This window comes from Mesorhizobium sp. M1E.F.Ca.ET.041.01.1.1 (genome assembly GCF_003997355.1).
In the GTDB taxonomy this organism is placed as follows: Bacteria; Pseudomonadota; Alphaproteobacteria; order Rhizobiales; family Rhizobiaceae; genus Mesorhizobium.
Map to the genome: position 1 here is coordinate 1 of NZ_RZSL01000022.1, position 25,689 is coordinate 25,689.

Annotated in this window: 20 protein-coding genes; 15 read left to right on the forward strand and 5 right to left on the reverse strand. The window is 64.4% G+C overall.

Annotation, left to right across the window (positions count from 1 at the left end; genetic code table 11):
* From EOA38_RS04000 to EOA38_RS04015, 4 genes are all read right to left on the reverse strand, one after another.
* Positions 1–809, reverse strand: an 809-nt coding sequence (locus EOA38_RS04000) for a helix-turn-helix transcriptional regulator (RefSeq protein ID WP_127298522.1), incomplete at its 3' end; no start/stop codon positions are given.
* A complete protein-coding gene (locus EOA38_RS04005) occupies positions 806–1,516 on the reverse strand; it encodes a helix-turn-helix transcriptional regulator (protein WP_127298523.1) in 711 nt (236 codons plus the stop codon). The genes EOA38_RS04000 and EOA38_RS04005, both read right to left, overlap by 4 nt.
* A gap of 433 nt (positions 1,517–1,949) precedes the next feature.
* The gene (locus tag EOA38_RS04010; protein ID WP_127298524.1) at positions 1,950–2,981 is read right to left on the reverse strand and encodes a histone deacetylase family protein; all 1,032 of its coding nucleotides are present in this window, start codon (positions 2,979–2,981) and stop codon (positions 1,950–1,952) included.
* Positions 2,982–3,022: 41 nt separating this feature from the next.
* Positions 3,023–3,676, reverse strand: coding sequence for a TetR/AcrR family transcriptional regulator (locus EOA38_RS04015; protein WP_127298525.1), 654 nt, complete (start codon positions 3,674–3,676; stop codon positions 3,023–3,025).
* A gap of 251 nt (positions 3,677–3,927) precedes the next feature.
* Here EOA38_RS04015 and EOA38_RS04020 point away from each other — a divergent pair, with 251 nt between their 5' ends.
* From EOA38_RS04020 to EOA38_RS04060, 8 genes are all read left to right on the forward strand, one after another.
* Positions 3,928–5,595: an amidohydrolase gene (locus tag EOA38_RS04020; protein ID WP_127298526.1), complete on the forward strand. Its 1,668-nt coding sequence runs from the start codon at positions 3,928–3,930 to the stop codon at positions 5,593–5,595.
* Between the two features lie 143 nt (positions 5,596–5,738).
* On the forward strand, positions 5,739–6,839 hold the full coding sequence (locus EOA38_RS04025) for an ABC transporter ATP-binding protein (RefSeq protein WP_127298527.1): 1,101 nt from the start codon (positions 5,739–5,741) through the stop codon (positions 6,837–6,839).
* Positions 6,839–7,786: an ABC transporter permease gene (locus tag EOA38_RS04030; RefSeq protein ID WP_245480752.1), complete on the forward strand. Its 948-nt coding sequence runs from the start codon at positions 6,839–6,841 to the stop codon at positions 7,784–7,786. The genes EOA38_RS04025 and EOA38_RS04030 overlap by 1 nt, the downstream gene beginning before the upstream one ends.
* Complete coding sequence (locus EOA38_RS04035) at positions 7,779–8,591, forward strand: ABC transporter permease (protein ID WP_126092214.1); 813 nt, start codon at positions 7,779–7,781, stop codon at positions 8,589–8,591. Before EOA38_RS04030 ends, EOA38_RS04035 begins: the two co-directional genes overlap by 8 nt.
* A gap of 45 nt (positions 8,592–8,636) precedes the next feature.
* The gene (locus EOA38_RS04040; RefSeq protein ID WP_189350543.1) at positions 8,637–9,665 is read left to right on the forward strand and encodes an extracellular solute-binding protein; all 1,029 of its coding nucleotides are present in this window, start codon (positions 8,637–8,639) and stop codon (positions 9,663–9,665) included.
* A 65-nt stretch (positions 9,666–9,730) separates the two neighbouring features.
* A complete protein-coding gene (locus tag EOA38_RS04045) occupies positions 9,731–10,927 on the forward strand; it encodes a serine hydrolase (RefSeq protein WP_126095777.1) in 1,197 nt (398 codons plus the stop codon).
* 31 nt (positions 10,928–10,958) lie between these two features.
* Positions 10,959–12,137, forward strand: coding sequence for a serine hydrolase (locus tag EOA38_RS04050; protein ID WP_126092215.1), 1,179 nt, complete (start codon positions 10,959–10,961; stop codon positions 12,135–12,137).
* A 317-nt stretch (positions 12,138–12,454) separates the two neighbouring features.
* Complete coding sequence (locus EOA38_RS04060; RefSeq protein WP_126092216.1) at positions 12,455–14,770, forward strand: Tex family protein; 2,316 nt, start codon at positions 12,455–12,457, stop codon at positions 14,768–14,770.
* Here the strand turns inward: EOA38_RS04060 and EOA38_RS04065 are convergent, their stop codons facing one another.
* Positions 14,771–15,682 carry a LysR family transcriptional regulator gene (locus EOA38_RS04065; RefSeq protein ID WP_126092217.1) on the reverse strand — a complete coding sequence of 304 codons (912 nt, stop codon included), beginning with the start codon at positions 15,680–15,682 and terminating at the stop codon, positions 14,771–14,773.
* 106 nt (positions 15,683–15,788) lie between these two features.
* Between EOA38_RS04065 and EOA38_RS04070 the strand changes: the two genes are divergently transcribed.
* The 7 genes from EOA38_RS04070 to EOA38_RS04100 all read left to right on the forward strand — a co-directional run.
* Complete coding sequence (locus tag EOA38_RS04070) at positions 15,789–16,979, forward strand: acyl-CoA dehydrogenase (protein WP_126092218.1); 1,191 nt, start codon at positions 15,789–15,791, stop codon at positions 16,977–16,979.
* A 105-nt stretch (positions 16,980–17,084) separates the two neighbouring features.
* Positions 17,085–20,444, forward strand: a complete 3,360-nt coding sequence (locus EOA38_RS04075; protein WP_126092219.1) for a transglutaminase family protein — start codon at positions 17,085–17,087, stop codon at positions 20,442–20,444.
* Positions 20,445–20,450: 6 nt separating this feature from the next.
* Complete coding sequence (locus EOA38_RS04080; RefSeq protein ID WP_126092220.1) at positions 20,451–22,862, forward strand: circularly permuted type 2 ATP-grasp protein; 2,412 nt, start codon at positions 20,451–20,453, stop codon at positions 22,860–22,862.
* Positions 22,863–23,738, forward strand: a complete 876-nt coding sequence (locus tag EOA38_RS04085) for a transglutaminase family protein (protein WP_126092221.1) — start codon at positions 22,863–22,865, stop codon at positions 23,736–23,738.
* 185 nt (positions 23,739–23,923) lie between these two features.
* Positions 23,924–25,015, forward strand: a complete 1,092-nt coding sequence (locus tag EOA38_RS04090; protein ID WP_126092222.1) for a DNA topoisomerase IB — start codon at positions 23,924–23,926, stop codon at positions 25,013–25,015.
* 112 nt (positions 25,016–25,127) lie between these two features.
* Positions 25,128–25,502: a YciI family protein gene (locus tag EOA38_RS04095; RefSeq protein WP_126092223.1), complete on the forward strand. Its 375-nt coding sequence runs from the start codon at positions 25,128–25,130 to the stop codon at positions 25,500–25,502.
* Positions 25,499–25,689: sigma factor (locus EOA38_RS04100; protein WP_281060083.1), on the forward strand; the 191-nt coding region annotated here is incomplete at its 3' end. The genes EOA38_RS04095 and EOA38_RS04100, both read left to right, overlap by 4 nt.

Below are 25,689 nucleotides of genomic sequence, written 5' to 3' on the forward strand. Positions count from 1 at the left end.
ACCTCACCCAGTCGACGCAGAAGCTCAACGCGGTCAACCGCAACCAGGCGGTGGCCAAGCCGCAGCGCCTTGGCCACCGCCTGGTTGCGGTTGACCGCGTTGAGCTTCTGCGTCGACTGGGTGAGGTACTGGTTGGCGGTGTGTACCGACAGTTTCAGAAGCTTCGCAATTTCTTCGCTGGTGTTGCCGTTGGCGGTCAGCTTCAGGCATTCGAGCTCGCGCTTGGAGATCGCGCGCGTCCTGCCGGTTTCGCCTGGACGGATCCGCGCGACCGCCGCGAACAGCGCAAAGCAGCGCGCGTGGATTTCACAGAGCGTGTCGTCCGACAGCGTGATGTCGGACCCAAGGAAGACGACCAGCCCGCACTGGCCGCGGTCCGCATGCACGGGAAAGGCGATGCCGTTGGTGCCGGGCGCCAGCGGCGCGGTCGGCTCGGCCCATGCCAGGCTCTCAAGGGTCTGCCGCGAGCCGGCGATGCCGTCATCCGCCCACCAGCGCGGCGTCGTCGAGATGCGGCTGTGGCGCACCATATCCTCGCCGCTGGCGCCCGAGATGAATTTGGTCGTGAGGGCGGTCGACGGATAGTCGGAATCGAAGCAGGCGACCAGGCGGGCGCGCTCCAGCGAAGGGCTGACGAAGAACAGTCCGAAACCGGAAGCGTTGATGTCGACAGCGATCCAGCGGCAGCGGCGCACGGCATCCGGGATGGTGACCGCCTGATGCGTTTCCGATCCAAGCGAGAACGCGCCGAACGGATTGCGCTGGTCGTTGAAAAGGGCGGCTGCGGTCTCTCTCTGCGCGTGTTTCAAATGATGCCGCTCCTGATCGCGGTCGCAATCGCCATCGCACGGTTGCTGGCCGCGAATTTCTGGATGGCATGCGTGATGTAGCTGTTGACGGTGTTCGACGAGACGCCAAGGATGAGCGCCACCTCGTCGGTGGTCTTGCCTTCCGACACCCAGAACAGGCATTCCCGCTCGCGGTCCGACAGAGGGTCCTGCATGGCGGCAGCGGCAATCAGTTGCGGGATGCAGGACAGCGCGTAGCAGCATTTCAGCTGCGCCTTCATCAGCGCAGGCAGATCGATCTTGCCGGCCTCCACGGCCGAGAAGAGCACGAAAAGACGCTGGCGGCCGACATTGAGCCTCAGCGAATAGATTTCGGCGTGGCCGAGCACGTCGAGCAGCCTGGCTTCCTCACTGGTCAGCAACGCGCCGGCGTCGGGGGCATGCGCCGCGACCAGCGGCTTGGGGCGCATGCCGGGTGCGGCGGTCAGCGGTCCCAGCGCAAGATTGGCGATCAGCCTTTTGCCGATCAGCTCTATGGCGTCGAAAATCCAGTTCGACGACACGATGCGGGCGTCGTTGCGGTCCTGGTCGTGCACGATGGCGACAAGCATGTAGCTGTCGGCGCCGATGTCGGCGGCAAGCTGCATGAAGAAACTGGTGAGATCGCCGCGGGACGTCAGGTGCGAGCCTGAGGCGTCGGGTTGGAGAGGCGCGGCGGGACTGCTCATCTTGATATTCTGGCCGGAATCGATCCCTGTGCCCGGTGCTGGCAAAAGCCGGCGGCCGGACCCGAAACGCATCACGTTGACGAAAACACACTCAAGGGCACGCACGGCGCCCAACCGAGCCGAATCCTTTTAGGGAACGCGCAGCCGTCCGCGTCTGGTGCCGGCCGGATGCCGGAACTGGAGACTTTGGGTGGTAGCCGCGCCCCCCGTGGACCGGCTGATTCGGGTCTAATCTACCTGCAGATGAATCCGACATCAAACGCGATTTGACAAAATCGAATCTGATGGACTCGTGTTGCGACTCAGAAGCCTCGCTTCGCGTTGCCTGGCGGCGATTCCGGCCTGAATTGAGCCGACGATTTCGGGCGGAATCGCCAAAAAAAATGCGCCCTCGGCCATCTCAGAGGGCGCATGTCCTTTCGATCAGCGCGGCTTAACGATCCTCGAAGCCGGTCAGTACGCCGACGGCGTTGATGCCGATCTCTTCCACAGCGTAGCCTCCTTCCATGACGAACAGCGTCGGCAGGCCGAGCTTGGCGATGCGGCGGCCGATCTTGGGATAGTCCTCGCTCTTCAGCTTGAACTGGCTGATCGGATCCTTCTCGAACGTATCGACGCCGAGCGACACCACGACGACGTCGGGGGCGTAGGCGGCAAGCCTGGCGCAGGCATCTTCCAACGATGCGTTCCAGCCGTCCCAATTGGTGCCGAAGGGCATCGGATAGTTGATGTTGAAACCTTCGCCTTCGCCCTCGCCGCGCTCGTCGGCATGGCCGAGGAAGAAGGGGTACTCGACCATCGGATCGCCATGCAGGTTGAGCACCTGGATGTCGCCGCGGCGGTAGAAGATTTCCTGCGTGCCGTTGCCGTGGTGATAATCGACGTCGAGGATCGAGACGCGCTTGGCGCCCTGGTCGCGGAACCATTGCGCGACGACCGCGGCATTGTTGATGAAGCAGTAGCCGCCCATGAAGGCGGCGCCCGCGTGGTGGCCAGGCGGACGGCAGAGCGCGAAGGCGGTCCGCTCGCCGCCCTTGACCAGGGCGGCCGCCGTCAGCGCGACGTCATAGGACGACTTGATCGCCGCCCAGGTGCCTTCGACGAAGGTGGCGCCGGCATCGAAGGAATAATAGCCGAGCAAGGCGTCGACGCGCTTCGGCGGCACGTCGCCGCGCAACCCGCGCGTCGGCCAGGTGAAGCCCATGGCCGAACCCTTGAAGCCGGCGGCGACCCATTCCGGCCACACGGTCGGCAGGAAGTCGACGTAGTGCGCTTCATGCACCCGCTTGGCCGCTGTGAGGTCGTGCTCGACCGGCCCGACGATCGGCCCAAGCTTCTCACTCTCTACCCTTGCCCTGATGAATTCGGCCCGCGACGGCTTCTCGAAACCCGGCACGATCGCTGACGTCACCAGTTCCATCTGCCCGGCATGACCGGCATGGAGAGGCGAAAAGACAGTCTTCATAGGAATTCCCCAGGAGTGCAAAATCAGTTGGAAATGCGAAATCAGTCGAGGTTCAGATAGGGGTTCACAAGAGCCAGCCACATGGCTTCCACATCGTCCTCGATGAGGTCGAATGTCTTGCGATCTCTCTTCAGCCCCACAAGCCTGCAGGCGTGTCCGACCTCCATCATCACCAAGCCCAACCGCTTGGCGATCTTTTCTTCAAGGGCCGGGTTCACATGTTGCAACCAGGCTGCGTAGAGGGCGATGATCTGCTTGTCATATTCGTCCTGGATCGGCCTGAGGTCGGCGTTGCCGGATATGGCTTCGATCACCGGCATCAGCGTGACGTTGTCCAGATAGAGCCTGGATGTGTCGATGAAGAGTTTGCGCACTTCGCGCCGAAACTCGTCGCGGTTGGTCGGCCGGGGGACGTTAATACGCTTCCGGATGACCTCGGGAAAGGACGACAGCCAGCGGCGGGCCAGGTCCAGAAGAATGGCTTCCTTGTTGGGAAAGTACTGATAGACCGAGCCGACCGAGAGGCCCGCACGTTGCGCGATGGCGAGCGTCGTCGGCGCCTTGGTTCCCTGCTCACGCGTCAGGATCAGCGCCGCGTCGAGAATCCTGTCGACCACCTTGCTTGACCGTTTTTGCCGCGGCTGCTTGCGCGGTTCGAGCGCTATCCTGGTCTTGCGGTCGAGACTGCGCTTCACTTTCCGATGCCCTCGTTCACCGCCCGGCCTCAGCACAGGCGCGGGGTGCTGTCCACTATACATTCCAAATTCCGGCCGTTGACAAACGCGAATAAACAGTCGCATTCTTTATCCACGCTGTCTTCCACGATAACAAGGGGAATTTCGAAGACGGCGCATCGGCATCGACTTTCGTCCCACGGCGCCGCCCCAGTGGAGCGGCAGCTCACTGGACTTGGCGCTGTCGGTCCCTCAGCAAATGTGGAGTCGCGATGTCGGTTGCGGTTGGTGGTGCGGATCTGATGGTCGTCAACGGTCGTGTGCTGACCATGGACGATGACAATCCCGCCGCCGAGGCCGTTGCCGTCAAGGACGGCGTCATCGTCGCCATCGGCAGCCGAGCCTCGATCGAAACGCTCAAAGGGCAGGCCACCAAGGTCATCGACGCCCAGGGCGGCTCCGTCCTGCCGGGCTTCATCGAAGCGCATATGCATCTGTTCGGCGGCGCGGCCGAGCTCGACAACCTGCATCTGGCGGGCGTGCATGGCTTCGACGCGCTGCGCGAAGCGATTCAGGGCTTCGCAGCGAAGCGTCCGAACGCCAGGCTGCTGCTCGGCGCCGGCGTCGATTATGCGATCCTGCCCGAGCCGGTGACGCGTCATCATCTCGACCGCATCATCCCCGACCGGCCCTTCGCCATGTCGGCTTCCGACCACCACACGATGTGGGCAAACACCAAAGCGCTGGAAGAGGCGGGCCTGCTGCACGGCAAGCAGGTAGGACAGGGCAACGAGATCGTCATGGGCGCTGACGGTCTCGCCGCCGGCGAGTTGCGCGAGGGCGAAGCGTTCGGCCCGATCCTCGAACATTTCGGGGCCAACCGGACGCGGCTCGGCCTGACAGGTCAGGAACCGGAGCCATATCCGTCGGCCGAGGAGCTGGCCGCCGATCGCGATCTGATGCACCGAGGGCTTCAGTGGTGCGCCAAGCACGGCATCACCTCGATCCAGAATATGGACGGCAACCTCTACCAGCTCGAGCTGCTTGCCGGCCTGGAAGAAGAGGGGCGGTTGCTGTGCCGCACAAAGATCCCGTTCCACTTCAAGAATTTCATGTCGCTGGACATGCTCGAAAAAGCCTCGCGCATGGCTGCGACCTATAATTCCGAATGGCTGTCGTCCGGCATGGTCAAGCTCTTCTATGACGGCGTGCTGGACTCCTGGACCGCGGTGATGGTCGACGATTATGCCGACCGGCCGGGCTGGCGCGGCGAGCCTCTATTTTCGCCCGAGCATTTCGCCGAGGTGGCGGTCGAGGCTGACAGGCGCGGCCTGCAGATCGCCGTGCATTCGATCGGTGACGGCGCCGTACGCGCCGTGCTCGATGGTTACCAGGCGGCGCTGGGGAAGAACGGCAGGCGCGACAGCCGGCACCGCATCGAGCATATCGAAGTCACCACGCCTTCCGACGTGCCGCGCTTCGCCGAGCTCGGCGTGCTGGCGTCGATGCAGCCGCCGCATCCACCGGGCGCCATGAATTTCCCGCTGGAGCCGACGATCTCGCGCATCGGTCGCGATAAGTGGCCGCTGAGCTATGCCTGGCGCACGCTGAAAGACGCCGGCGCGCGGGTCGTCTTCGCCTCCGACTGGCCGGTCTCGCCGGTTGACCCGATCCTGGGCATCCAGGCGGCGGTGATGCGCAAACCTTGGGCAGAAGGTCTGCCGGATCAGAGTTTCTCGCTCCATGAATCGATTGCCGGCTACACGGTCGAGGGCGCCTATGCCGAGTTCATGGAACATCGCAAAGGTTGCCTGAAACCCGGATATCTCGGCGATATCGTCGTCTTGTCTGCCGATATCGAGGCGACGGCGCCGGAAGCGCTGCACACCGTTCGGCCCGTCACCACCATTTGTGGTGGAAGGGTCACTTACCAAGCCTGAGGACAGCCAGACCCGAGGGTGGCATGGAGATTGCTTTTAAAAGTCGAGTGACAGCTCCGCAGTTGCCAAGCCAGTCGGCTTATGGTGACAATCAAACAGGAACAAACCTGCCGCCAAGAGCAGGCTCTCTCAATGGGGAAATCGTGCCGGAACAACCGGGTAAGAACGCGATCGAAGTTCGCGGTGTACGCAAAGTATTTGGAACCGGTGAAAACCAGGTAGCCGCTCTCGACACGGTGTCGGTGTCGATCCGCGAAAACGAGTTTTTCACGCTGCTCGGCCCGTCCGGATGCGGAAAGACAACGCTGCTGAGACTGATTGCCGGCTTCGATTTCCCAACCGCCGGCGAAATCCTGCTGCACGGCCAGGACATCGCGCCGCTGCCGCCATTCAAGCGCCCGGTCAACACCGTCTTCCAGAGCTACGCGCTGTTCCCGCATATGACGGTGGCTGAGAATATCGGCTTCGGGCTGGAGATGCTCGGCAAGCCGAAGGCGGAGATCGAAGCGCGCGTCGCCCAGATGCTAAAGCTGGTCAAGATGGAGGCGTTGAAGGCGCGCCGCACCAGCCAGATCTCCGGTGGCCAGCAGCAGCGCGTCGCGCTCGCCCGGGCGCTGGCGCCGCAGCCGAAAGTGCTGCTGCTCGACGAGCCGCTCTCGGCGCTCGACTACAAGCTGCGCAAGGAAATGCAGATCGAGTTGAAGCGTCTGCAGCACGAGACCGGCATCACCTTCATCTTCGTCACCCACGACCAGGAAGAAGCGCTGACCATGTCCGACCGCATCGCGGTCATGTCGGCCGGCAAGATCCTGCAGGTCGGGACGCCGCGCGATATCTACGACCGGCCGGCGGAGCGCTTCGTCGCCGACTTCATCGGCGAGACGAATTTCCTGGCCGGCACGGTGGTATCGAAGAAGCCCGGCGTGGCGACGGTCAAATTCGCGCGCAGTGCCACGATCGCCGCCGGTTATCCGGAAGGCTTCGATCCGACGGGCGAAGTGACGCTGGTGGTGCGTCCCGAGCATGCCGACCTGGTGCCGGACCCGGCCAAGGGCACGATCGCCGGAACGCTCTCCAACATCGTTTATTTCGGCACCGACACGCATTATCACGTGAAGCTCGATGGTGGCGAAAACTTCATGGTGCGCCACCAGAACAGCCGTTCGAGCCCGGTGACCTACGAGAAGGGCGCCAAAGTCGGCATCCAGTTCGAGGAGGACGCAGCCCGCGTCCTGAAAGACTGATGACGACAGCCACGCTCTCCCCAACCATGCCTTCCAAGGCCGCGTTGTTCGAGGCCCAGGCGGTGAAAGCCGGCGCGCGGCGCAACAGGCTGCTGTCGCTATCGGCGCTGATCATCATCGGCATTTTCGGCGTGCTGCCGCTCCTTATCATCTGCGTCTATTCGTTCCTTGTCGCGGCGCCCTATGGTGGCGTGCAGTGGCAGTTCTCGACCGACGCCTATCTGAACTTCCTGTTCCAGCGCGACATCTTCGACGACACGCTGCAATTCACGCCGGACTTCCTGATCATCTACCTGCGCTCGTTCCTGTTCGCGGTGGTGACGACAGTCATCTGCCTGCTGCTCGGCTTCCCGACCGCCTATTTCATGGCCACCCGCCCGCCGGCGCAGCGCAACTGGTGGGTGCTTCTTATCACCATTCCGTTCTGGTCGAACCTCCTGGTGCGTACGCTGGCGATCATGTTCATCATCCGCGACGAGGGCCTGATCAACAACGCGCTGATGGCATTGGGCGTGATCGATAAGCCGATCACCATGCTCTACACCAATTTCGCCATCCAGCTCGGCCTGCTCTACGCCTTCCTGCCGTTCATGGTGCTGCCGCTCTATTCGAGCCTGGAGAAGCTCGACTTCCGGCTGATCGAGGCGGCCTACGATCTCTACGCGACGCGCCGCCAGGTGCTGTGGCGGGTGATCATTCCGCTTTCCAAGCCCGGCATCATCGCCGGCTGCCTGCTGGTCTTCATCCCGGCGCTCGGTGCCTATGTGACGCCGCTGATCCTGGGCGGCGGTGTCCACCTGATGATCGGTGACCTGATTGCCCAGCAATTCGGTTCCGGGCGCAACTGGCCGCTCGGCTGCGCGCAGGCGCTGATCCTGATGGCCGCGGTGCTGGTGGCGCTCTACTTCTACGTCCGCAACACGTCGGGGAAGGTGCAGCATGGCTGAACCGCGCACCATCGACATCAAGGACCAGCCGGGCTTCCGCTCGATCGCCATCATCTGCCTGCTGGTGCTCTACATCCCGGTGCTCATCCTGATGATCTTCTCGCTGAACAGCGGCTCGCTGGTCACGCATTGGGAAGGCGTCACGCTCGGCTGGTACGGCAGCGCGCTGCGCAACGCGGAGTTCCACAACGCGGCCCGCAACACGCTGATCATTTCGGTCACCGCTACGATCGTCTCGACCATCTGCGCGACGCTTGCAGCGATCGGGATGACCAGAGTGAAGCCGTGGCGCGGGCTGGCGGCGGCCTTCATGGTGATCAACCTGCCGCTGATGGTGCCGGAGATCATCACGGCGGTGGCGACGCTCTCCTTCTTCGCGCTGATCGCCGGCACGTTCGGGCTGAATTTCGGCATCGGCAATTTGATCCTTGCCCATACCGTGTTCTGCATCCCCTTCGCCTATATGCCGATCCGGGCGCGGCTCGAGGACATGGACCTGACGCTGGAATATGCGGCGGCGGACCTCTACGCGACGCCGTGGAACGCCTTCAAGCGCATCACGCTGCCGCTGCTGGTGCCCGGCATCATGTCGGGCGCCGCGCTCGCTTTCATCGTCTCCTTCGACGATTTCACCATCACGCAGCTCGTCGCCGGTCCCGGCCAGACGACGCTGCCTCTCTACATCTGGAACCAGATTCGGCGGCCGATGACGCCGGAGATCAACGCCATCTCCACAATCCTGCTTCTGGTGTCGATCCTGTTCGTCTCGATCTCGTTCCTGATAGCGCGGCGACGCGCCAAATGACCCGTGAACTCCAACACAACAATGGGAAGGCAAGGAGAACATAAAATGTCTGGAAAACTGATGGCGGCCGTTTCCGCGGCCGTGCTGTTATGGGCCGTGCCCGCGCTCGCCGACGGCGAACTGCACATCTACAACTGGGGCGACTATACCAACCCCAAGCTGATCGAGAAGTTCGAGAAGCAATACAACATCAAGGTGACGCTGGACGACTATGATTCCAACGAAACCATGCTGTCCAAGGTGCGCGCCGGCAATTCCGGCTACGACATCGTGGTGCCGTCCGACTACACCGTGAAGATCATGATCGAAGAGGGCCTGCTCGAAAAGACCGAGCCCAACGCGATGCCGAACGGCAAGAACATCGATCCACGCTTCGTCGACATCTATTGGGACAAGGGCCGCCACTACACCGCGCCATGGCAGTTCGGCACGACGACATTCGCCGTCAATATGGACAAGTTCAAGGGCGACATCGACACGCTGGCGATCCTGTTCAATCCGCCGGATGAGCTGAAGGGCCAGATCAACGTGCTCGACGACGTCAACACCGTCATGCACGCGGCCGAACGCTATGCCGGCGTGCCGCGCTGTGGCGCCGACAAGGCCAATTTGAAGAAGATCAACGACATCCTGACGGCTGCCAAGCCGTCGTGGAAGACCTTCAGCTACGACACCATCACCAAGATCACCTCGGGCGACGTGGTCGTGACCGAGCAGTGGAATGGCGCAGCCTACCGCTCGCGCCAGAAGATCCCGGCGATCAAATATGCCTATCCGAAGGAAGGCATTGAGGGCTGGATGGATAATGTCGCGGTGCTGAAGGGCGCCAAGAACCTCGAGAACGCCAAGCTGTTCCAGGACTTCGTCATGGCGCCTGAGAATGCGGCGCTGATCTCCGAGTTCGCCGGCTACGACAACGGCATTGCCGGCAGCCACAAATTCCTGCCGGCGGAGTTCGCCAACTCGCCGGAGATCAGTCCGCCGGCCGGTTCGGCGACGCCGGAATTCGTGCCGCCGTGTCCGCCGGAGGTGGTGGAGATCTACAACAAGATCTGGACGAACCTGCGCAAATAGCTCCGCCGCAAAGCATGAAGGAGGGGAGGCTCCGGCCTCCCTTTCTTGTGTCCAGGGAGGAAATCCTGACGTCCTATCGCAACTCCGATCCGCGGCCGCCGATCATGCAGGGGTCGCCGCCGGCCATGGTGGTGCCAAAGCTCGACTGGGACCGGCCGCCCTGGAACCGCTGGGCTTTCCAGCATATCCGCGAGTTCCTGCCGACCGTGGAGGTCTGGCGCGGCCATGGCCATCGCCGTCGTCTCGAGCGTGCCGAGGTCGATCTCGACGGCCTGGCGGTGGCGGATGGCGAAGGCCGCCCAACGACGCTCGCCGGACTGCTCGACGAGACCTATACCGACGGCTTCCTGGTGCTGAAGGACGGCAGGGTTGCCTATGAGCACTACTTCAACGGCATGGACGAGCGCACGCCGCATCTGTCGCAGTCGATGGCGAAATCCGTCACCGGTTCTGTCTTCGGCATCCTGGTCGGGCGCGGTCTGATCGATCCGGCCAAATTGGTCACCGACTATCTTCCAGAGCTCGGTGAGACGGCCTGGGCTGGCGCCACCGTGCAGCACGTGCTCGACATGACGACGGGCGTGCGCTTCTCCGAGGAGTATACCGATCGCTATTCCGAGATCGGCCAGGTCGATGTCGCCAGCGGCTGGAAACCGGTGCCGCCGGGCAGCGATCCCGATTTCCATTGGCCATCGCATCTGTTCGAACTGATCCTGCGGCTGAAGGACAAGGTGCGCTCGCACGGCGAGGCCCTCGAATACCGCTCGATCGAAACCGACGTGCTCGCCTTCATCATGGAGCGGGTGAGCGGCAGGCGGCTGGCGCAGCTCGTCTCGGAAGAGCTCTGGCAAAAGCTCGGCGCCGACGAGAGCGCCTGCTTCACCGTCGACAGCGCCGGCTATGCGCTGGCCGACGGTGGCTTCAACGCGACGCTGCGCGACTACGGCCGCTTTGGTCAGCTCATCCTCGACAATGGCGGCGGGGTCATTCCGGCCGATTGGATCGCGGCGACGCGGACGGGCAGGCACGGACCGAATTTCAATCCGAGCCTTCCGGACGGCAGCTACCGCAACCAGTTCTGGATCGAGGATTCGCGCTCGCGCTCGCTGATGTGTCGCGGTGTGTTCGGGCAGTTGATCCACATCGACTGGGACAACAGGATGGTCGTGGTGAAGCTTTCGACCTATCCGGATTTCACCAACATCGCCTATTCGGTGGCGACGCTGAAGGCCGTGCACGCCATCGCCGCGGCTCTCGCCTGAAAATCAGAGACAAAAGTACCGGGAGACAATCGTGGCCGGCAAGACTGCGTTCGAGACCAGATACGGCTTTGCCCGCAAGGACGTGCGGCTCGACAACTGGCGGCTGAGGCCGTTCAGCCAATGGTCGTTCCAGAATGTCGGCGAACTCGTCCCGTCGGTGCATGTTGCCGCCGCGCCCGGCGGCGAGGAGCAGGCAAAGCCTCTCGGTGCGCTGCTCGAAGAAAAGGTCAAGCTCGCTGGCGGCGCCGAAACCGTCGAAGCCTTCCTCAGGCGTTCCGACACCGACGGGCTGTCGATCATGAAGGGCGGCAGGCTGATCGGCGACTGGGCGGCGCCGCATATGGCGTTCGGCCAGCGCCACATCGTCTTTTCGATCAGCAAATCGGTGACGGCCATCCTCGCCGGCATACTGGAAGACGAGGGGGTGTTCGACTTTGAAGCGCCGGTGACTGAGTACATTCCCGAAGCCAAGCGCTCGGCCTATGGCGATGCCAGCGTGCGCAATGTGCTCGACATGACGGTCAGCCTCGATTTCGAGGAAGCCTATCTCGATCCGGAAAGCGCCTTCGCCCGATACCGCCGCGCGACGCTGTGGAATCCCGGCGGCGGCTCGGAAAGCCTTGCGGCATTCCTGCTGACGCTGCAGCGCCTCGCCGAGCCGCACGGGCAGACCTACCGCTACCGCTCCCCCAATTCGGATACGCTGGGCATTCTTGTCGAGCGGGCATCCGGCAAACGCGTCAGCGACCTGTTAGCCGAGAAATTGTGGCTGCCGCTCGGCGCTGCGAGCGAGATGTCCGTCACCGTCGACATGGAAGGCACGGCGCGCACCGCCGGCGGCATGTCGATGACGCCGCGCGATCTTGCCCGCATCGGCGAGATGATGCGGCAGGGCGGCATGGCCAATGGCCGGCGCATCGTGCCTGAGGCCTGGGTGCGCGACACGGTTGCCACCGGCGGCAGCCATGAAGCCTGGCAGCGCGGCACGATGGCGTTCCTCTTCCCCGAAGGGCGCTATCGCAACAAATGGTACCAGATGGGCAAGGCAAGCGGCGCCTTCTGCGGCATCGGCATCCACGGCCAATGGATTTACGTCGACCCCAAGACGGAAGTGGTCATCGCCAAGATGTCGTCGCAGCCGGAGCCGGTGGATGACAAGCTTGACGTCGATATCGTAGCGTTTTTCGAGACACTGAGCGGCATGGTTTGAGGGGCTTATCGAGCCGACTGTCTATGTCGGCTCCGCCCCTCATCCGCCTGCCGGCACCTTCTCCCCGTATAGTGACGGGGAGAAGGAGGACGGCCACAGCCTCGGCGCCCTTCTTGCAACGCTGGCGACTGGCGAAACCGTCGATGAGAGCACCCCTCTCCCCGTCACCATACGGGGAGAGGGGTGCCGGCAGGCAGGTGAGGGGCGGCGCCCACGTTAGACCGCTTTCCTGTGGACCTTTCCGCCGGCCGAAACCAACCCGGTTGGCGCAGCCGGCATCCCGGCCTATGGTCGCCGCTCTTTCGACAGGGACCAGCATGGCATCGGACATCACGCGCATCGCAGCAATCATCGCGGCCGAGATCGGTTCGCGGCCGGAGCAGGCCGCGGCGGCGATCGGGCTTCTCGACGAAGGCGCTACGGTGCCGTTCGTGGCGCGTTACCGCAAGGAAGTCACCGGCGGGCTCGACGACACGCAGTTGCGCGATCTTTCCGAGCGGCTTGCCTATCTGCGCGAGCTCGATGCGCGTCGCGAGACGATACTCGGCTCGATCCGTGAGCAGGGCAAGCTGACCGAGGATCTGGAAGCCAAGATCGCGGCGGCAAGCACCAAGGCCGAGCTCGAGGACATCTACCTGCCCTATAAGCCGAAGCGCCGGACCAAGGCCGAGATCGCCAAGGAACGCGGGCTCGGGCCGCTGGCCGAAGCGATCCTGGCCGACCGTTCAGCGGTGCCGACCGAGCTCGCGCTCGCCTATGTCACCGAAGAAGTGCCCGAGGCGAAGGCGGCGCTCGAAGGCGCGCGCGACATCCTGTCGGAGCAGTTCGCCGAGAATGCCGATCTGGTCGGCAAGCTGCGCGCCTACATGAAGGAACGCGCTTTCCTGCGCGCCAGGGTCGTCGACGGCAAGCAGGAAGCCGGCGCGAAATTTTCGGACTATTTCGACCATGTCGAGCGTTGGGCCGGTGTGCCCAGCCACCGCGCCTTGGCCATGCTGCGCGGCCGCAACGAGGAAGTGCTGTCGCTCGACATCGAGGTCGATGTCGATGATCAATCGCCGGTGAAGCCGGTTGAGCGCATGATCGCCAACGCCTATGCGATCGGCGCGAGCTTGCCGGGCGATCGCTGGCTGATGGAGGTCGCCGGCTGGACCTGGCGGATAAAACTGTCGCTGCACCTGACGCTCGACCTGATGCGCGACCTGCGCGAGCGCGCCGAGGAAGAGGCGATCCACGTCTTCGCCCGCAACCTCAAGGATTTGCTGCTTGCAGCCCCCGCCGGTTCGCGGCCGACCATGGGGCTCGATCCCGGCATCCGCACCGGCGTCAAGGTGGCGGTGGTCGACGGCACGGGCAAGCTGGTGGCGACAACGACGGTCTATCCGTTCCCGCCGAGGAACGATGTGCGCGGCACCCAAGTCGAACTCGCCGCGCTTATCCGCCTGCACAAGGTGGAGCTGATCTCGATCGGCAACGGCACCGGCAGCCGCGAGACCGAGAAGCTGGTGGCCGACATGCTGTCGGATCTGCCGGCCGGTGCCGGGCCGAAGCCGCTCAAGGTGATCGTCAGCGAGGCGGGTGCCTCGGTCTATTCGGCTTCCGCGACGGCAGCGGCAGAGTTCCCGGGCCTGGACGTGTCGCTGCGTGGCGCGGTGTCGATCGCGAGGCGCCTGCAGGACCCGCTCGCCGAGCTGGTCAAGATCGAGCCGAAGTCGATCGGCGTCGGCCAGTACCAGCACGATGTCGACCAGTACCGGCTTGGCCGCTCGCTGGAAGCGGTGGTGGAGGACGCGGTCAACGCCGTCGGCGTCGACCTCAACACGGCGTCCGCGCCGCTGCTCGCGCGCGTTTCAGGGTTGGGGCCGTCGCTCGCGGAAGCAATCGTGGCGCATCGCGACGCCAGCGGTGCTTTCGGAACACGACGCGACTTGCTCAAGGTTGCACGGCTCGGGCCGCGCGCGTTCGAGCAGTGCGCCGGCTTCCTGCGCATCCCGAACGGCGTGGAGCCGCTCGATGCTTCCTCGGTGCACCCGGAAGCCTATGGCGTGGCGAAAAGGATAGTCGCTGCCTGCGGACGCGACGTGCGCTCGCTGATGGGCGACAGCGCGGCACTCAAGGCGCTCGACCCGCGCGTCTTCGTCGACGAACGCTTCGGTCTGCCGACCGTGCGCGACATCATCGCCGAGCTGGAAAAGCCTGGACGCGACCCGCGTCCCGGCTTCAAGACGGCGACCTTTGCCGAGGGTGTCGACGACATCAAGGACCTGAAGCCCGGCATGCTGCTCGAAGGCACCGTCACCAATGTCGCGGCCTTCGGCGCCTTCGTCGACATCGGCGTCCACCAGGACGGACTGGTGCATGTCTCGCAACTGGCCGACCGCTTCATCAAGGATGCGCATGAGGTGGTGAAGGCGGGCGACGTGGTGAAGGTTCGCGTCGTCGACGTCGACATCAAGCGCAAGCGCATCGGGCTTTCGATGCGCAAGGATGGCGGCGAGGGCGCTCCCCGCGGCGGCCAGCGAGATCAGGGGGGCAAGCCCGCGCCGCGCTCTCCGGCTCCGCATCGGCAACAGGAGCGGCCGGCGCAGGGCGCGTTTGGCGCGGCGCTCGCCGAGGCGATGAAGCGCAAATAGCTACCAGGCCAGAACAGCCGGTTCCTTCTCGACCTGGCCCAGCAGCCAATCGCGAAAGCTGGCGACGGGGGCATGGCCGCGCTTGTCGTGCGGCACGACGAGGTAATAGGCGCTGCGGCTCTGCATCGGTTGGCCGGGCGCCGGGACCAACTGGCCGCGCTGCAACTCGCCGGCAATCAGGATTTCCGGCAGCAGCGCGACGCCAAGACCTGCCATGCAGGCCTGGGCGACGGTGCCGAACTGCTCGAACTGCATGCCGGGGCCGGTCGGCGCGTCGAGCCCCTGATGCTCGAACCATTCGCTCCAGGCGCCGGGGCGCGTCGCCATATGCAGCAGCGGCAGGCGGCCGATATCGGCTGGCGTCTCGACCTTGCGCTCTGCGAGGAATTCAGGTGCTGCGACCGGAACGACGGTCTCGCGCATCAGAAGCGTGCAGTCCGCGTCCGGCCAGTCGGGCATGCCGTGATGGATCGCGGCGTCGAGCCGCTCGCGGGCAAAGTCGAAGCGGCCGATGCGCGTGGCGAAGTTGATGGTGATATCGGGATGGCGGGCGACGAAATCCGGGATCAGCGGCATCAGCCAGCGTGTGCCGAAGGTCGGCAGGATGGCGAGGTTAAGAGCGCCGCTATGCCGATTGCTCATCAATCCGAGCGCCGCATCCCGCAACTGGCCGAGCGCGGAGCGCACCGTTTCGGCATAGATCTCGCCCGCTGCCGACAGCCTGACATTGCGGCTGTCGCGCTCGAACAGCCGGCGTCCGAACTGCTCCTCCAACAGGTTGATCTGCCGGCTAATGGCACCCTGGGTCAGATCGAGCTCGCGGGCGGCGGCGGTGAAGGAGCCGAGACGCGCCACCGCCTCGAAGGCGGCAAGGGCGGCGGTGTTCGGCAGGAGACGGCGCTGGACGTTCATGATCTATTACTAACGCTCATTGATCCGTCATGCAATTTCGTTTGATTTTTTCCGTGCGGAGGCGGATAAGCCGGGCACCTCAAAAATACTGCCGGGAGAGCGGGCCATGGCCGCCGAGAAGAACGCCTTCGTGTGGAACGATCCTTTCCTGATCGAGGACCAGCTTTCCGAGGACGAGCGCATGGTGCGCGACGGCGCGGCTGCGTTCGCCGCCGACAAGCTCGCGCCCCGCATCGAGGAAGCCTATCTCGACGAGAAGACTGATCCCTCGATTTTCCGCGAGATGGGCGAGGCTGGCCTGCTCGGCATCACCATCCCGGAGGAATATGGCGGGCTCGGCGCGAACTACGTGACCTACGGGCTGGTGGCGCGCGAGGTCGAGCGCATCGATTCCGGCTACCGCTCGATGATGAGCGTGCAGTCGTCGCTGGTCATGTATCCGATCCATGCCTATGGCTCGGAAGAGCAGCGCAGGAAATACCTGCCGAAGCTCGCCTCCGGCGAATGGATCGGCTGCTTCGGCCTGACCGAGCCGGACGCCGGATCGGATCCGGGCGGCATGAAGACGCGCGCCGAGAAGACGGCGAACGGCTACAGGCTTTCCGGCTCCAAAATGTGGATCTCCAACGCGCCGATCGCCGACGTCTTCGTCGTCTGGGCGAAATCGGCAGTGCATGACAACCAGATCCGCGGCTTCGTGCTGGAAAAGGGCCTGAAAGGGCTGTCGGCGCCGAAGATCGGCGGCAAACTGTCGCTGCGGGCCTCGATCACCGGCGAGGTGGTGATGGAAGGCGTCGAGGTCGGCGAGGAGGCGCTGCTGCCCAATGTAGCGGGCCTGAAAGGTCCGTTCGGTTGCCTCAATCGGGCGCGTTACGGCATTTCCTGGGGCGCCATGGGCGCTGCAGAGGATTGCTGGCACCGGGCGCGCCAGTACGGTCTCGACCGCAAGCAGTTCGGCAAGCCGCTCGCCGGCACGCAGCTCTTCCAGAAGAAGCTCGCCGACATGCAGACCGAGATCGCGCTTGGCCTGCAGGGCAGCTTGCGCGTCGGCCGGCTGATGGACGAAGGCAAGATGGCGCCGGAGATGATCTCGATCGTCAAGCGCAACAATTGCGGCAAGGCGCTCGACATCGCCCGCCACGCCCGCGACATGCATGGCGGCAACGGTATCCAGATCGGCTACCACGTCATGCGCCATGCGCAGAACCTGGAGACGGTGAACACCTATGAGGGCACGCATGACGTGCATGCGCTGATCCTCGGAAGGGCGCAGACGGGTATTCAAGCGTTTTTCTAAGCCGGCAATGCTGCTTAAATTAGGTGCAGCGCAACATCTCTGCTTGGAGAATGCCCAGGACTTGTGTCAGGGTTCGGCGATTGAAACGCCGTTCCCCGGGGCACCATGGCAATACTGGCAGCCGTCCACCACCTGACCCATTACAAATACGATCGGCCGGTGGTGCTCGGCCCCCAGGTGATCAGGCTGCAGCCGGCGCCGCATTCCCGCACCAAGGTGCTCAGCCACTCTTTGAAGGTCGAGCCGAAGAACCACTTCGTCAACCTGCAGCAGGACCCCTACGGCAACTTCCTCGCCCGCTTCGTCTTTCCGGAGCCGGTGAACGAGCTGAAGATCGAAGTCGACCTCGTCGCCGACATGACGGTCTACAACCCGTTCGATTTCTTCGTCGAACCCTCGGCCGAAACCTTTCCCTTCGACTATCCGGAAGAGATCAGCGAAGACCTTGCCATCTACCGGACGCCGGAGCCGGTGGGACCGCTCTTGTCGAAGTTCCTGGAGAGCATCGACCGCAGGCCGACAAACACCGTCAATTTCCTCGTCGACCTCAATGCGCGGCTGCAGCGCGAGATCGCCTATATCGTGCGCATGGAGACCGGCGTCTACTCGCCGGAGGAGACACTGGCCGCGGGCAAAGGCTCGTGCCGGGATTCGAGTTGGCTGCTGGTGCAGATCCTGCGCAACCTCGGCGTCGCCGCGCGCTTCGTCTCCGGTTACCTGATCCAGCTCAAGCCCGATCTCGTTTCGCTCGACGGACCGCCCGGAACCTCGGTCGACTTCACCGACCTGCATGCTTGGTGCGAGGTCTATATTCCGGGCGCCGGCTGGATCGGCTTCGATCCGACCTCCGGCCTGCTTACCGGCGAAAGCCATGTGCCGCTTGCCGCTACGCCGCATTTCCGCAACGCCGCGCCGATCTCCGGCATGGCGAGCTTCGCCAATGTCGATTTCAACTTCGACATGCGCGTCGACCGCATTGCCGAGCATCCGCGCATCACCAAGCCGTTCTCCGACGAAAGCTGGGAAGCGCTCGATGCGCTGGGCAACAAGGTCGATGCCATTTTGCACGAGCAGGACGTACGGCTCACCATGGGCGGCGAGCCGACCTTCGTGTCGATCGACGATTTCGAGTCCGCCGAATGGAACACGGCCGCCGTCGGTCCGACCAAGCGCGACAAGGCGGATCAGCTCATCCGACGACTGCGCGAGCGCTTCGCGCCGGGCGGCTTCCTGCATTACGGCCAGGGCAAATGGTATCCGGGCGAGAGCTTGCCGCGCTGGACCTTTTCGCTCTACTGGCGCGCCGATGGCGAGCCGGTGTGGCGCGACCCCTCGCTGATCGCGCAGGAAAAGAGCACGGTCTCTGTCGGGCCTGAGCAGGCCGAAAGCTTGCTCACGGCGATCGCCGGCGAACTCGGCCTCGACAAGGCGATGGTCAGCGAGGCCTATGAGGATCCGGCCGAATGGCTGCTCAAGGAAGGCAAGCTGCCGGACAATGTCGATCCTTCCAATTCGAAGTTGGAGGATCCGGAAGAGCGCAGCCGCATGGCGCGCGTCTTCGAGCGCGGCCTGACCAAGCCGTCGGGCTATGTTCTGCCGGTGCAGCGTTGGAACAGCCAGGCCGCGGGGCAGCGCTGGCGCTCGGAGAAATGGAAGACACGGCGCGGGCGGCTGTTCCTTGTCCCTGGCGACTCTCCGGTCGGCTATCGTCTGCCGCTCGGCACGCTGCCCTACGTGCCGCCGGCGCAGTTTCCTTACATCGTGCCGGTCGACCCCTCTGTGCCGCGCGGCGCCTTGCCTGCGCGCGAGGCGATCTTGCCGGAAACCGCTCCGGTTGAGCCTGAAGGCGCCGACGAAATGGCCCGTCGTCAGCAGGCGGTATCCTTCACGGCAGCGACTGGCCAGCAGGACCGCGTCGAGCAGGAGATCACAGAGATCGGCGGCGCGGTGCGAACGGCCCTCACCGTCGAGCCGCGGGACGGCCGGCTCTGCGTGTTCATGCCGCCGGTCGAGGCGCTGGAGGATTATCTTGAACTGGTGGCCGCGGCCGAGAATGCGGCGAAGGCGGTTGGGCTGCCGGTGCATATCGAAGGCTACGGCCCGCCCCACGATCCGCGCCTCAACGTCATCCGCGTTGCGCCGGACCCAGGCGTCATAGAGGTCAACATCCATCCGGCCGCCAACTGGCAGGAATGCGTTGCCACGACCACGGCGATCTACGAGGAAGCCCGGCAGTCGCGGCTTGGGACCGACAAGTTCATGATCGACGGCCGCCATACCGGCACCGGCGGCGGCAACCATGTTGTGGTCGGCGGCGCGACGCCCAACGACAGCCCGTTCCTGCGCCGGCCGGACCTGTTGAAGAGCCTGGTGCTGCAATGGCAGCGGCATCCGTCGCTGTCCTATCTGTTTTCCGGCCTGTTCATCGGCCCGACCAGCCAGGCGCCGCGCTTCGACGAGGCGCGGCACGATTCGCTCTATGAGCTCGAGATCGCGCTGGCGCAGGTGCCGCATCCGGACAAGGGAGAGGCGCCCTTGCCGTGGCTGGTCGACCGGCTGTTCCGCAATCTGCTCACCGATGTCACGGGCAACACGCATCGCTCGGAAATCTGCATCGACAAGCTGTTCTCGCCGGATGGCCCGACCGGCCGGCTCGGGCTGGTCGAGTTCCGCGGCTTCGAGATGCCGCCCAATGCGCGCATGTCGCTTGCCCAGCAGTTGCTGGTCCGCGCCATCATCGCCCGCGCCTGGAAGAATCCGTTCGACGGCCGCTTCGCGCGCTGGGGCACCTCGCTGCATGACCGGTTCATGCTGCCGCATTATGTCTGGGCGGATTTCCTCGATGTTCTTGAAGACTTGAAGCTCAACGGCTTCGACTTTCGCCCCGAATGGTTCGCCGCGCAGCTCGAATTCCGCTTTCCGTTCTGCGGCGAAGTGCAGCATGCCGGCATCAAGCTGGAGCTGAGGCAGGCGCTGGAGCCCTGGCACGTGATGGGCGAGCAGGGCGCGATCGGTGGCACCGTCCGCTTCGTCGACTCGTCCGTCGAGCGGCTGCAGGTGAGGACCGAAGGACTGAACCCTGAGCGCCATGCCATCGTCTGCAACGGCCGCATCGTGCCGATGAAGGTCACCGACAGCAGGGAGATCGCGGTGGCGGGTGTGCGCTTCAAGGCCTGGCAGCCGGCCTCCGGCCTGCATCCGGCCTTGCCGGTCAACACGCCGCTGATCTTCGACATCTATGATCGCTGGTCGGGCCGCTCGATCGGCGGCTGCGTCTACCATGTCGCGCATCCGGGCGGCCGCAACTACGACACCTTTCCGGTCAACGGCAACGAGGCCGAGGCGCGGCGGCTTGCCCGCTTCGAGCCGCGCGGCCACACACCGGGCAGCTACGTGCTCGAAGCCGAAGAAGCCTCTGAAGACTTCCCCATGACCCTTGACCTCAGGCGGCCGGCGAGACTCTGATCCACCATGGCCAAGGGGAATCAGAAACGGGCGGGCGGCAGGCCGCGGGCGCAGGGCCTGCTGGAGCGCTACCGTCCGATCGACGGTGTCGTCGACGAGATGGTCGACGCATCAGGCAATCCGCGCCCGGCCTGGCGTTCCTTCATCGAAGCGCTCGATGAACTGGGGGCTGAGACGCTCGGACAGCGATTTGCCCGCGCCGACCAGTATCTGCGCGACGCGGGCGTCTACTACCGCGTCTACGACAAGGCCGGCGCCAACGAACGCGAATGGCCGCTGGCGCATGTCCCTCTGCTAATCGACGAGAAGGAATGGGCCGAAATCAGCGCCGGGCTCGTCCAGCGCGCCGACCTGTTCGAGGCGATCCTGACCGACGTCTACGGTCCGAACCGGCTGGTCGAGAAGGGCATCCTGCCGGCCGGGTTGATCGCGGCCAGCCCCGAATATCTGCGCCCGGTCGTCGGCGTCCGGCCGGCCAGCGGCCATTTCCTGCATATGGTCGCTTTCGAGCTTGGCCGCGGACCGGACGGCCGCTGGTGGGTGCTGGGCGACCGCACCCAGGCGCCGTCGGGCGCCGGCTTCGCGCTGGAGAACCGCGTCGCCACCACGCGTGCGCTGTCCGACATCTATGGCGAAATGCATGTGCACCGTCTTGCCGGCTTCTTCCGCCGCTTCCGCGACGCTCTGAACGGCATGGCAAGGGAGTCCGGCGGACGCGTCGCCATCCTGACGCCAGGACCGCTCAACGAGACCTATTACGAGCACGCCTATATCGCGCGCTATCTCGGCATCATGCTGCTCGAGGGCGAGGACCTGACCGTCTCCGGCGGCCGCCTGATGGTTCGCACCGTTTCGGGCCTGATGCCGATCGGCGTTTTGTGGCGGCGGCTCGATGCGGCCTTCGCCGATCCGCTCGAGCTCAACCCGGACTCGCAGATCGGCACGCCGGGCCTGGTCGAGGCGATCCGCCGCGGCACGGTCTCGGCCGTCAACGCGCTGGGTTCGGGCCTGATGGAAACGCGGGCGTTGCTTTCCTTCCTGCCCAGGATCGCCCAGGAACTGCGTGGCGAGGATCTCTCCCTGCCGAGCATCGCCACGTGGTGGTGCGGGCAGCAGACCGAACGCGACCATGTGCTTGCCAACATCGACCGCATGGTGATTGGCCCGGCGCTGTCGACGCGGCTCGCCTTTGAAGACGATGGCGCGACGCGGCTGGGCTTGGCGCTTTCGTCAGGGGAGCGGGCGGAACTGATCGCGCGGATCGAGACGGACGGTGCCGGCTTTGTCGGCCAGGAAGCCGTTACGCTTTCGACGACGCCGGTCTTTGCCGGCAGCCGGCTGGAGCCGCGGCCCGCCAGCCTGCGGGTCTATCTGGCGCGCACCCAAGAAGGCTGGACCGTCATGCCTGGAGGCTTTGCGCGCGTCGGCTTCTCGCTCGACCCGACGGCAATCGCCATGCAGCGCGGTGGCCAGGCCGCCGATGTCTGGGTGGTCAGCGACAGGCCGGTCGAACGCGAGACGCTGCTGCCGCAGGAGACCGACGGTTTCACCCGGACCATGCCCGGCAGCCTACCAAGCCGCGCGGCGGAGAACCTGACCTGGCTCGGCCGCTATATCGAGCGCTCGGAAGACACGGTGCGCGTGCTGCGCGCCTATCATGTCAGGCTGGCGGAGACGTCCGATCCCGATATGCCGCTGCTCGCCGATATCAGGGACTATCTCGAGCCGTTCGGCATCGAGGTCGAATCGGCGATCCCGCTTGGCCTGATCGGCACGTTGGACAGCGCCGTCTACAGCGCCGGACAGATCCGCGACCGCTTCTCGCCGGACGGCTGGCTGGCGCTGAAGGATCTGTCGAAGACGATCCATAGATTCGCCGGAACGGTGGCGCCTGGCGACGACGCGACGCGCGCGATGACCGTCATGCTGCGCAAGCTTGCGGGCTTCTCGGGCCTGCTGCACGAGAACATGTACCGGTTCACCGGCTGGCGATTCCTGGAGATCGGCCGCCGGCTGGAGCGCGGCATCCAGATCGCCCGGACGCTCGCCCGACTGACTGGAAACGGCGCGCCGGACGGCGCGCTCGACATGATGCTGGAGATCGGCGACAGCGTGATGACCCACCGCCGGCAATATCCGGTGCAGGCCGGCCGGCGCACGGTGATCGACCTCCTGGCGCTCGATCCGCTCAATCCGCGCTCCATCCTGTTCCAGCTCGAGCGGCTGAAGGCCGAGATCGGCATGCTGCCTTCGGTCGGCGGCGAGGGGCATATGTCGCCCGCGGCGAAGGAAATCCTACAGCTCAACACGGCGACCGCTGTGATGGAACCGTCGGACATGACCGCCAGGGTGCTAGACGAGCTCGCCAACCAGATCGGTGATCTCTACAACAGCCTCGCCAAGGCCTATTTCGGTTAGATGCTTTACGACATCAGGCTTCATCTGCATTACGAATACGCCTCCGCCGCCGGCGGCGGCCGGCACCAGGTGCGCGTCTTGCCGCAGACGATCGCCGGCGTGCAGCGGGTGATCGCCGCGTCATTGTCTTTTCAGCCGATGCCGTCCGAACGGGCGGATTTTTCCGATTTCTTCGGCAACAACGTCACCTCGATCGCCTTTCGCGAGGCGCATGAGGAACTCGACATCAGGATGAGCGCGCGGGTGTCGGTCTCGCGGCCGGAACCAGGGCTGGACGTTTCGCCCGACATCCACGGTTTGAGGGCGGAACTGGATGCCGTGCGCTCGCTGTCCCCTGCCGCGCCGCATCATTTCCTCGCCGCCAGCGACTATGCCGGCCTCGATGCGGCGATCACCGCCTATGCGCGGGAGAGTCTCTCTGGCTCCACGGTCGGCACCGCGGTCGATCTCTGCAACCGCATCCATCGCGATTTCACCTATGACGGCAAGGCGACCACCGTGCAGACCCGGGGCAGCGACGCTTTCGCGCTCAAACGCGGGGTGTGCCAGGACTTTTCGCACATCATGATTGCCGGCCTGCGCGGCCTGGGCATTCCCGCCGGCTATGTCAGCGGCTTCCTGCGCACCATTCCGCCGAAAGGAAAACCGAGGCTCGAGGGCGCCGACGCCATGCATGCCTGGGTAAAGGTCTGGTGCGGCCGCGATGCCGGCTGGCAGGAATTCGATCCAACCAACGGCATGCGGGCGAGCAACGACCATATCACGGTCGGGCACGGCCGCGACTATTCCGACGTGGCGCCGATCGTCGGCGTCTTGAAGACCACCGGCGGCCAGGTCGGCGAGCAGGCGGTCGACGTCATTCCGGTCGCCGCCTGAAGCCGCGCGAGCGGCATCGATCGCGCGGGCTGCTTCTCAACTCGCGACGCGACGCCGGGTCTCGATCTATCATAGCCAGTTGCAAAGCGCCTGATGGCTGGCGGGCCGGGGTTGGCGTCGCTCCGCAATGTGGAACCAGCCGCCTGTCGCGCGGCTTATCTACGGACCAGTTCCGTGGAGCCATTATGCTGCAACGAGCACAATCGTCCTCGGACCGCCTGGCGGGTGGTACGAAGATGCAGGGGAACGGCGCGCAAAGTTCGGCCGAAAGCGCGTCGCTCAGCTATGTCAGCGATGCCGATCCGGGCATCCGGCGCCGGAGAAAAGGCAAGGGATTTGATTACGCTGACCCGAACGGAGGCGCGGTCAGCGCGGCGACGCTTGACCGCATCAAAGCGATCGTTATTCCGCCCGGGTGGACGGATGTTTGGATTTCGCCTGACCCGGACGGGCATATCCAGGCGACCGGCCGGGATCAGCGCGGGCGCAAGCAGTACCGCTATCACGCGCAATGGACCGAGGAGCGGGACGGCGTCAAATATTCCAGCCTTGTCGCTTTTGCCGAGGCGTTGCCTGAACTGCGGAGCCGCATCGATGCCGACCTGCGCCGGCACGGCCTGCCGCAGCAGCGTGTGGTCGCAGCGATCGTCTGGCTGCTCGACAACACCATGATCCGCGTCGGCAATGCCGCCTACGCCCGGGACAACAAGAGCTTCGGGCTGACCACGCTGCGCGACCGACACGTCGATATCGAGGGTTCGAGGCTGCGCTTCGCCTTCAAGGGCAAGTCCGGCAAGGAATGGAAGCTGAGGCTCGTCGACCGCCGCATCGCCAAAATCGTGCGCGGAGCGCAGGACCTGCCGGGCCAGAACCTGTTCCAGTATCTCGACGAGGAAGGAAACCGCCGGCCGGTGCGCTCCGAGGATATCAACCGCTACATCCGTGAGGCGTCCGGCGTGGAATTCAGCTCAAAACATTTCCGCACCTGGGGCGGCACAATTCATGCGGCGTCGCTGTTTGCGCAGACGGAACTGCCCGAAAGTGCCCCCCAGCAAAAGCGGATGATAAACAGCATCGTCGACAAGGTCGCCGAACGATTGGGCAACACGCGAGCCGTCTGCCGCAAATGCTACATCCATCCGCTGGTCTTCGAGGCGTGGTCGCAAGGCAAGCTGCTCGACGAAATGGCGGAAGCCAACAGACGGAAGCGTCTCATGCCCGGCCTCGACGAAGAGGAGACGCTGGTGCTCAGATGGCTGCAAGCGCGCGGAGCCTGACATATCGCGAGGGCACGGGATAAGCCCGTGATCGCCCTATGAATTTTTTTTGTCGACCTTGTGTCGGGAAGGGTCCTACTGTCGCGTCCTTTGATACGGAAAGGACGAGACCATGCTCTACGCCATCCTCTGCTACGCCTCCGAAGACGTCGTCTGCTCCTGGAGCAAGGAACAGGACGACGAGGTGATGGCAAAGCTCCTCAACGTACAGGACAAATACGCCAAGGCAGGTCGGCTTGGACCCGTGGCCCGTCTCTTGCCGACCACCGCCGCGACGACGCTGAGGAAGGTCAAGGGGGAATCGGTCGTGCTCGACGGGCCCTTCGCCGAGACCAAGGAGCAGTTCCTCGGCTTCTACACGCTCGAATGCCGCGACCTTGACGAGGCGGTCGATTTCGCCCGCGAGCTCTCCGAGGTCAATCCGAGCGGCGGCTCCTACGAGATCAGGCCGATCTCCATCTTCAATCCGACCAAGGTTGCCGTATGACCGATCTTGCCTGGATCAGCAACGCGATCAGCACCGCCCGTCCGCAGGCGATGGGCGCGCTGCTGCGCTATTTCCGCGATCTCGACGCCGCGGAAGAAGCTTTCCAGGACGCATGCTTGAGGGCATTGAAGAACTGGCCGAAAAACGGGCCGCCGCGCGATCCGGCGGCCCGTTTTTCGGCCAGTTC

Excerpts from the sequence above, each read along its gene's own strand:
- EOA38_RS04005 (WP_127298523.1), bottom strand. The coding sequence starts at position 1,516 with ATGAGCAGTCCCGCCGCGCCTCTCCAACCCGACGCCTCAGGCTCGCAC.
- EOA38_RS04010 (WP_127298524.1), bottom strand. The coding sequence starts at position 2,981 with ATGAAGACTGTCTTTTCGCCTCTCCATGCCGGTCATGCCGGGCAGATG.
- EOA38_RS04020 (WP_127298526.1), top strand. The coding sequence starts at position 3,928 with ATGTCGGTTGCGGTTGGTGGTGCGGATCTGATGGTCGTCAACGGTCGT.
- EOA38_RS04030 (WP_245480752.1), top strand. The coding sequence starts at position 6,839 with ATGACGACAGCCACGCTCTCCCCAACCATGCCTTCCAAGGCCGCGTTG.
- EOA38_RS04035 (WP_126092214.1), top strand. The coding sequence starts at position 7,779 with ATGGCTGAACCGCGCACCATCGACATCAAGGACCAGCCGGGCTTCCGC.
- EOA38_RS04040 (WP_189350543.1), top strand. The coding sequence starts at position 8,637 with ATGTCTGGAAAACTGATGGCGGCCGTTTCCGCGGCCGTGCTGTTATGG.
- EOA38_RS04060 (WP_126092216.1), top strand. The coding sequence starts at position 12,455 with ATGGCATCGGACATCACGCGCATCGCAGCAATCATCGCGGCCGAGATC.
- EOA38_RS04065 (WP_126092217.1), bottom strand. The coding sequence starts at position 15,682 with ATGAACGTCCAGCGCCGTCTCCTGCCGAACACCGCCGCCCTTGCCGCC.
- EOA38_RS04070 (WP_126092218.1), top strand. The coding sequence starts at position 15,789 with ATGGCCGCCGAGAAGAACGCCTTCGTGTGGAACGATCCTTTCCTGATC.
- EOA38_RS04075 (WP_126092219.1), top strand. The coding sequence starts at position 17,085 with ATGGCAATACTGGCAGCCGTCCACCACCTGACCCATTACAAATACGAT.
- EOA38_RS04080 (WP_126092220.1), top strand. The coding sequence starts at position 20,451 with ATGGCCAAGGGGAATCAGAAACGGGCGGGCGGCAGGCCGCGGGCGCAG.
- EOA38_RS04085 (WP_126092221.1), top strand. The coding sequence starts at position 22,863 with ATGCTTTACGACATCAGGCTTCATCTGCATTACGAATACGCCTCCGCC.
- EOA38_RS04090 (WP_126092222.1), top strand. The coding sequence starts at position 23,924 with ATGCTGCAACGAGCACAATCGTCCTCGGACCGCCTGGCGGGTGGTACG.
- EOA38_RS04095 (WP_126092223.1), top strand. The coding sequence starts at position 25,128 with ATGCTCTACGCCATCCTCTGCTACGCCTCCGAAGACGTCGTCTGCTCC.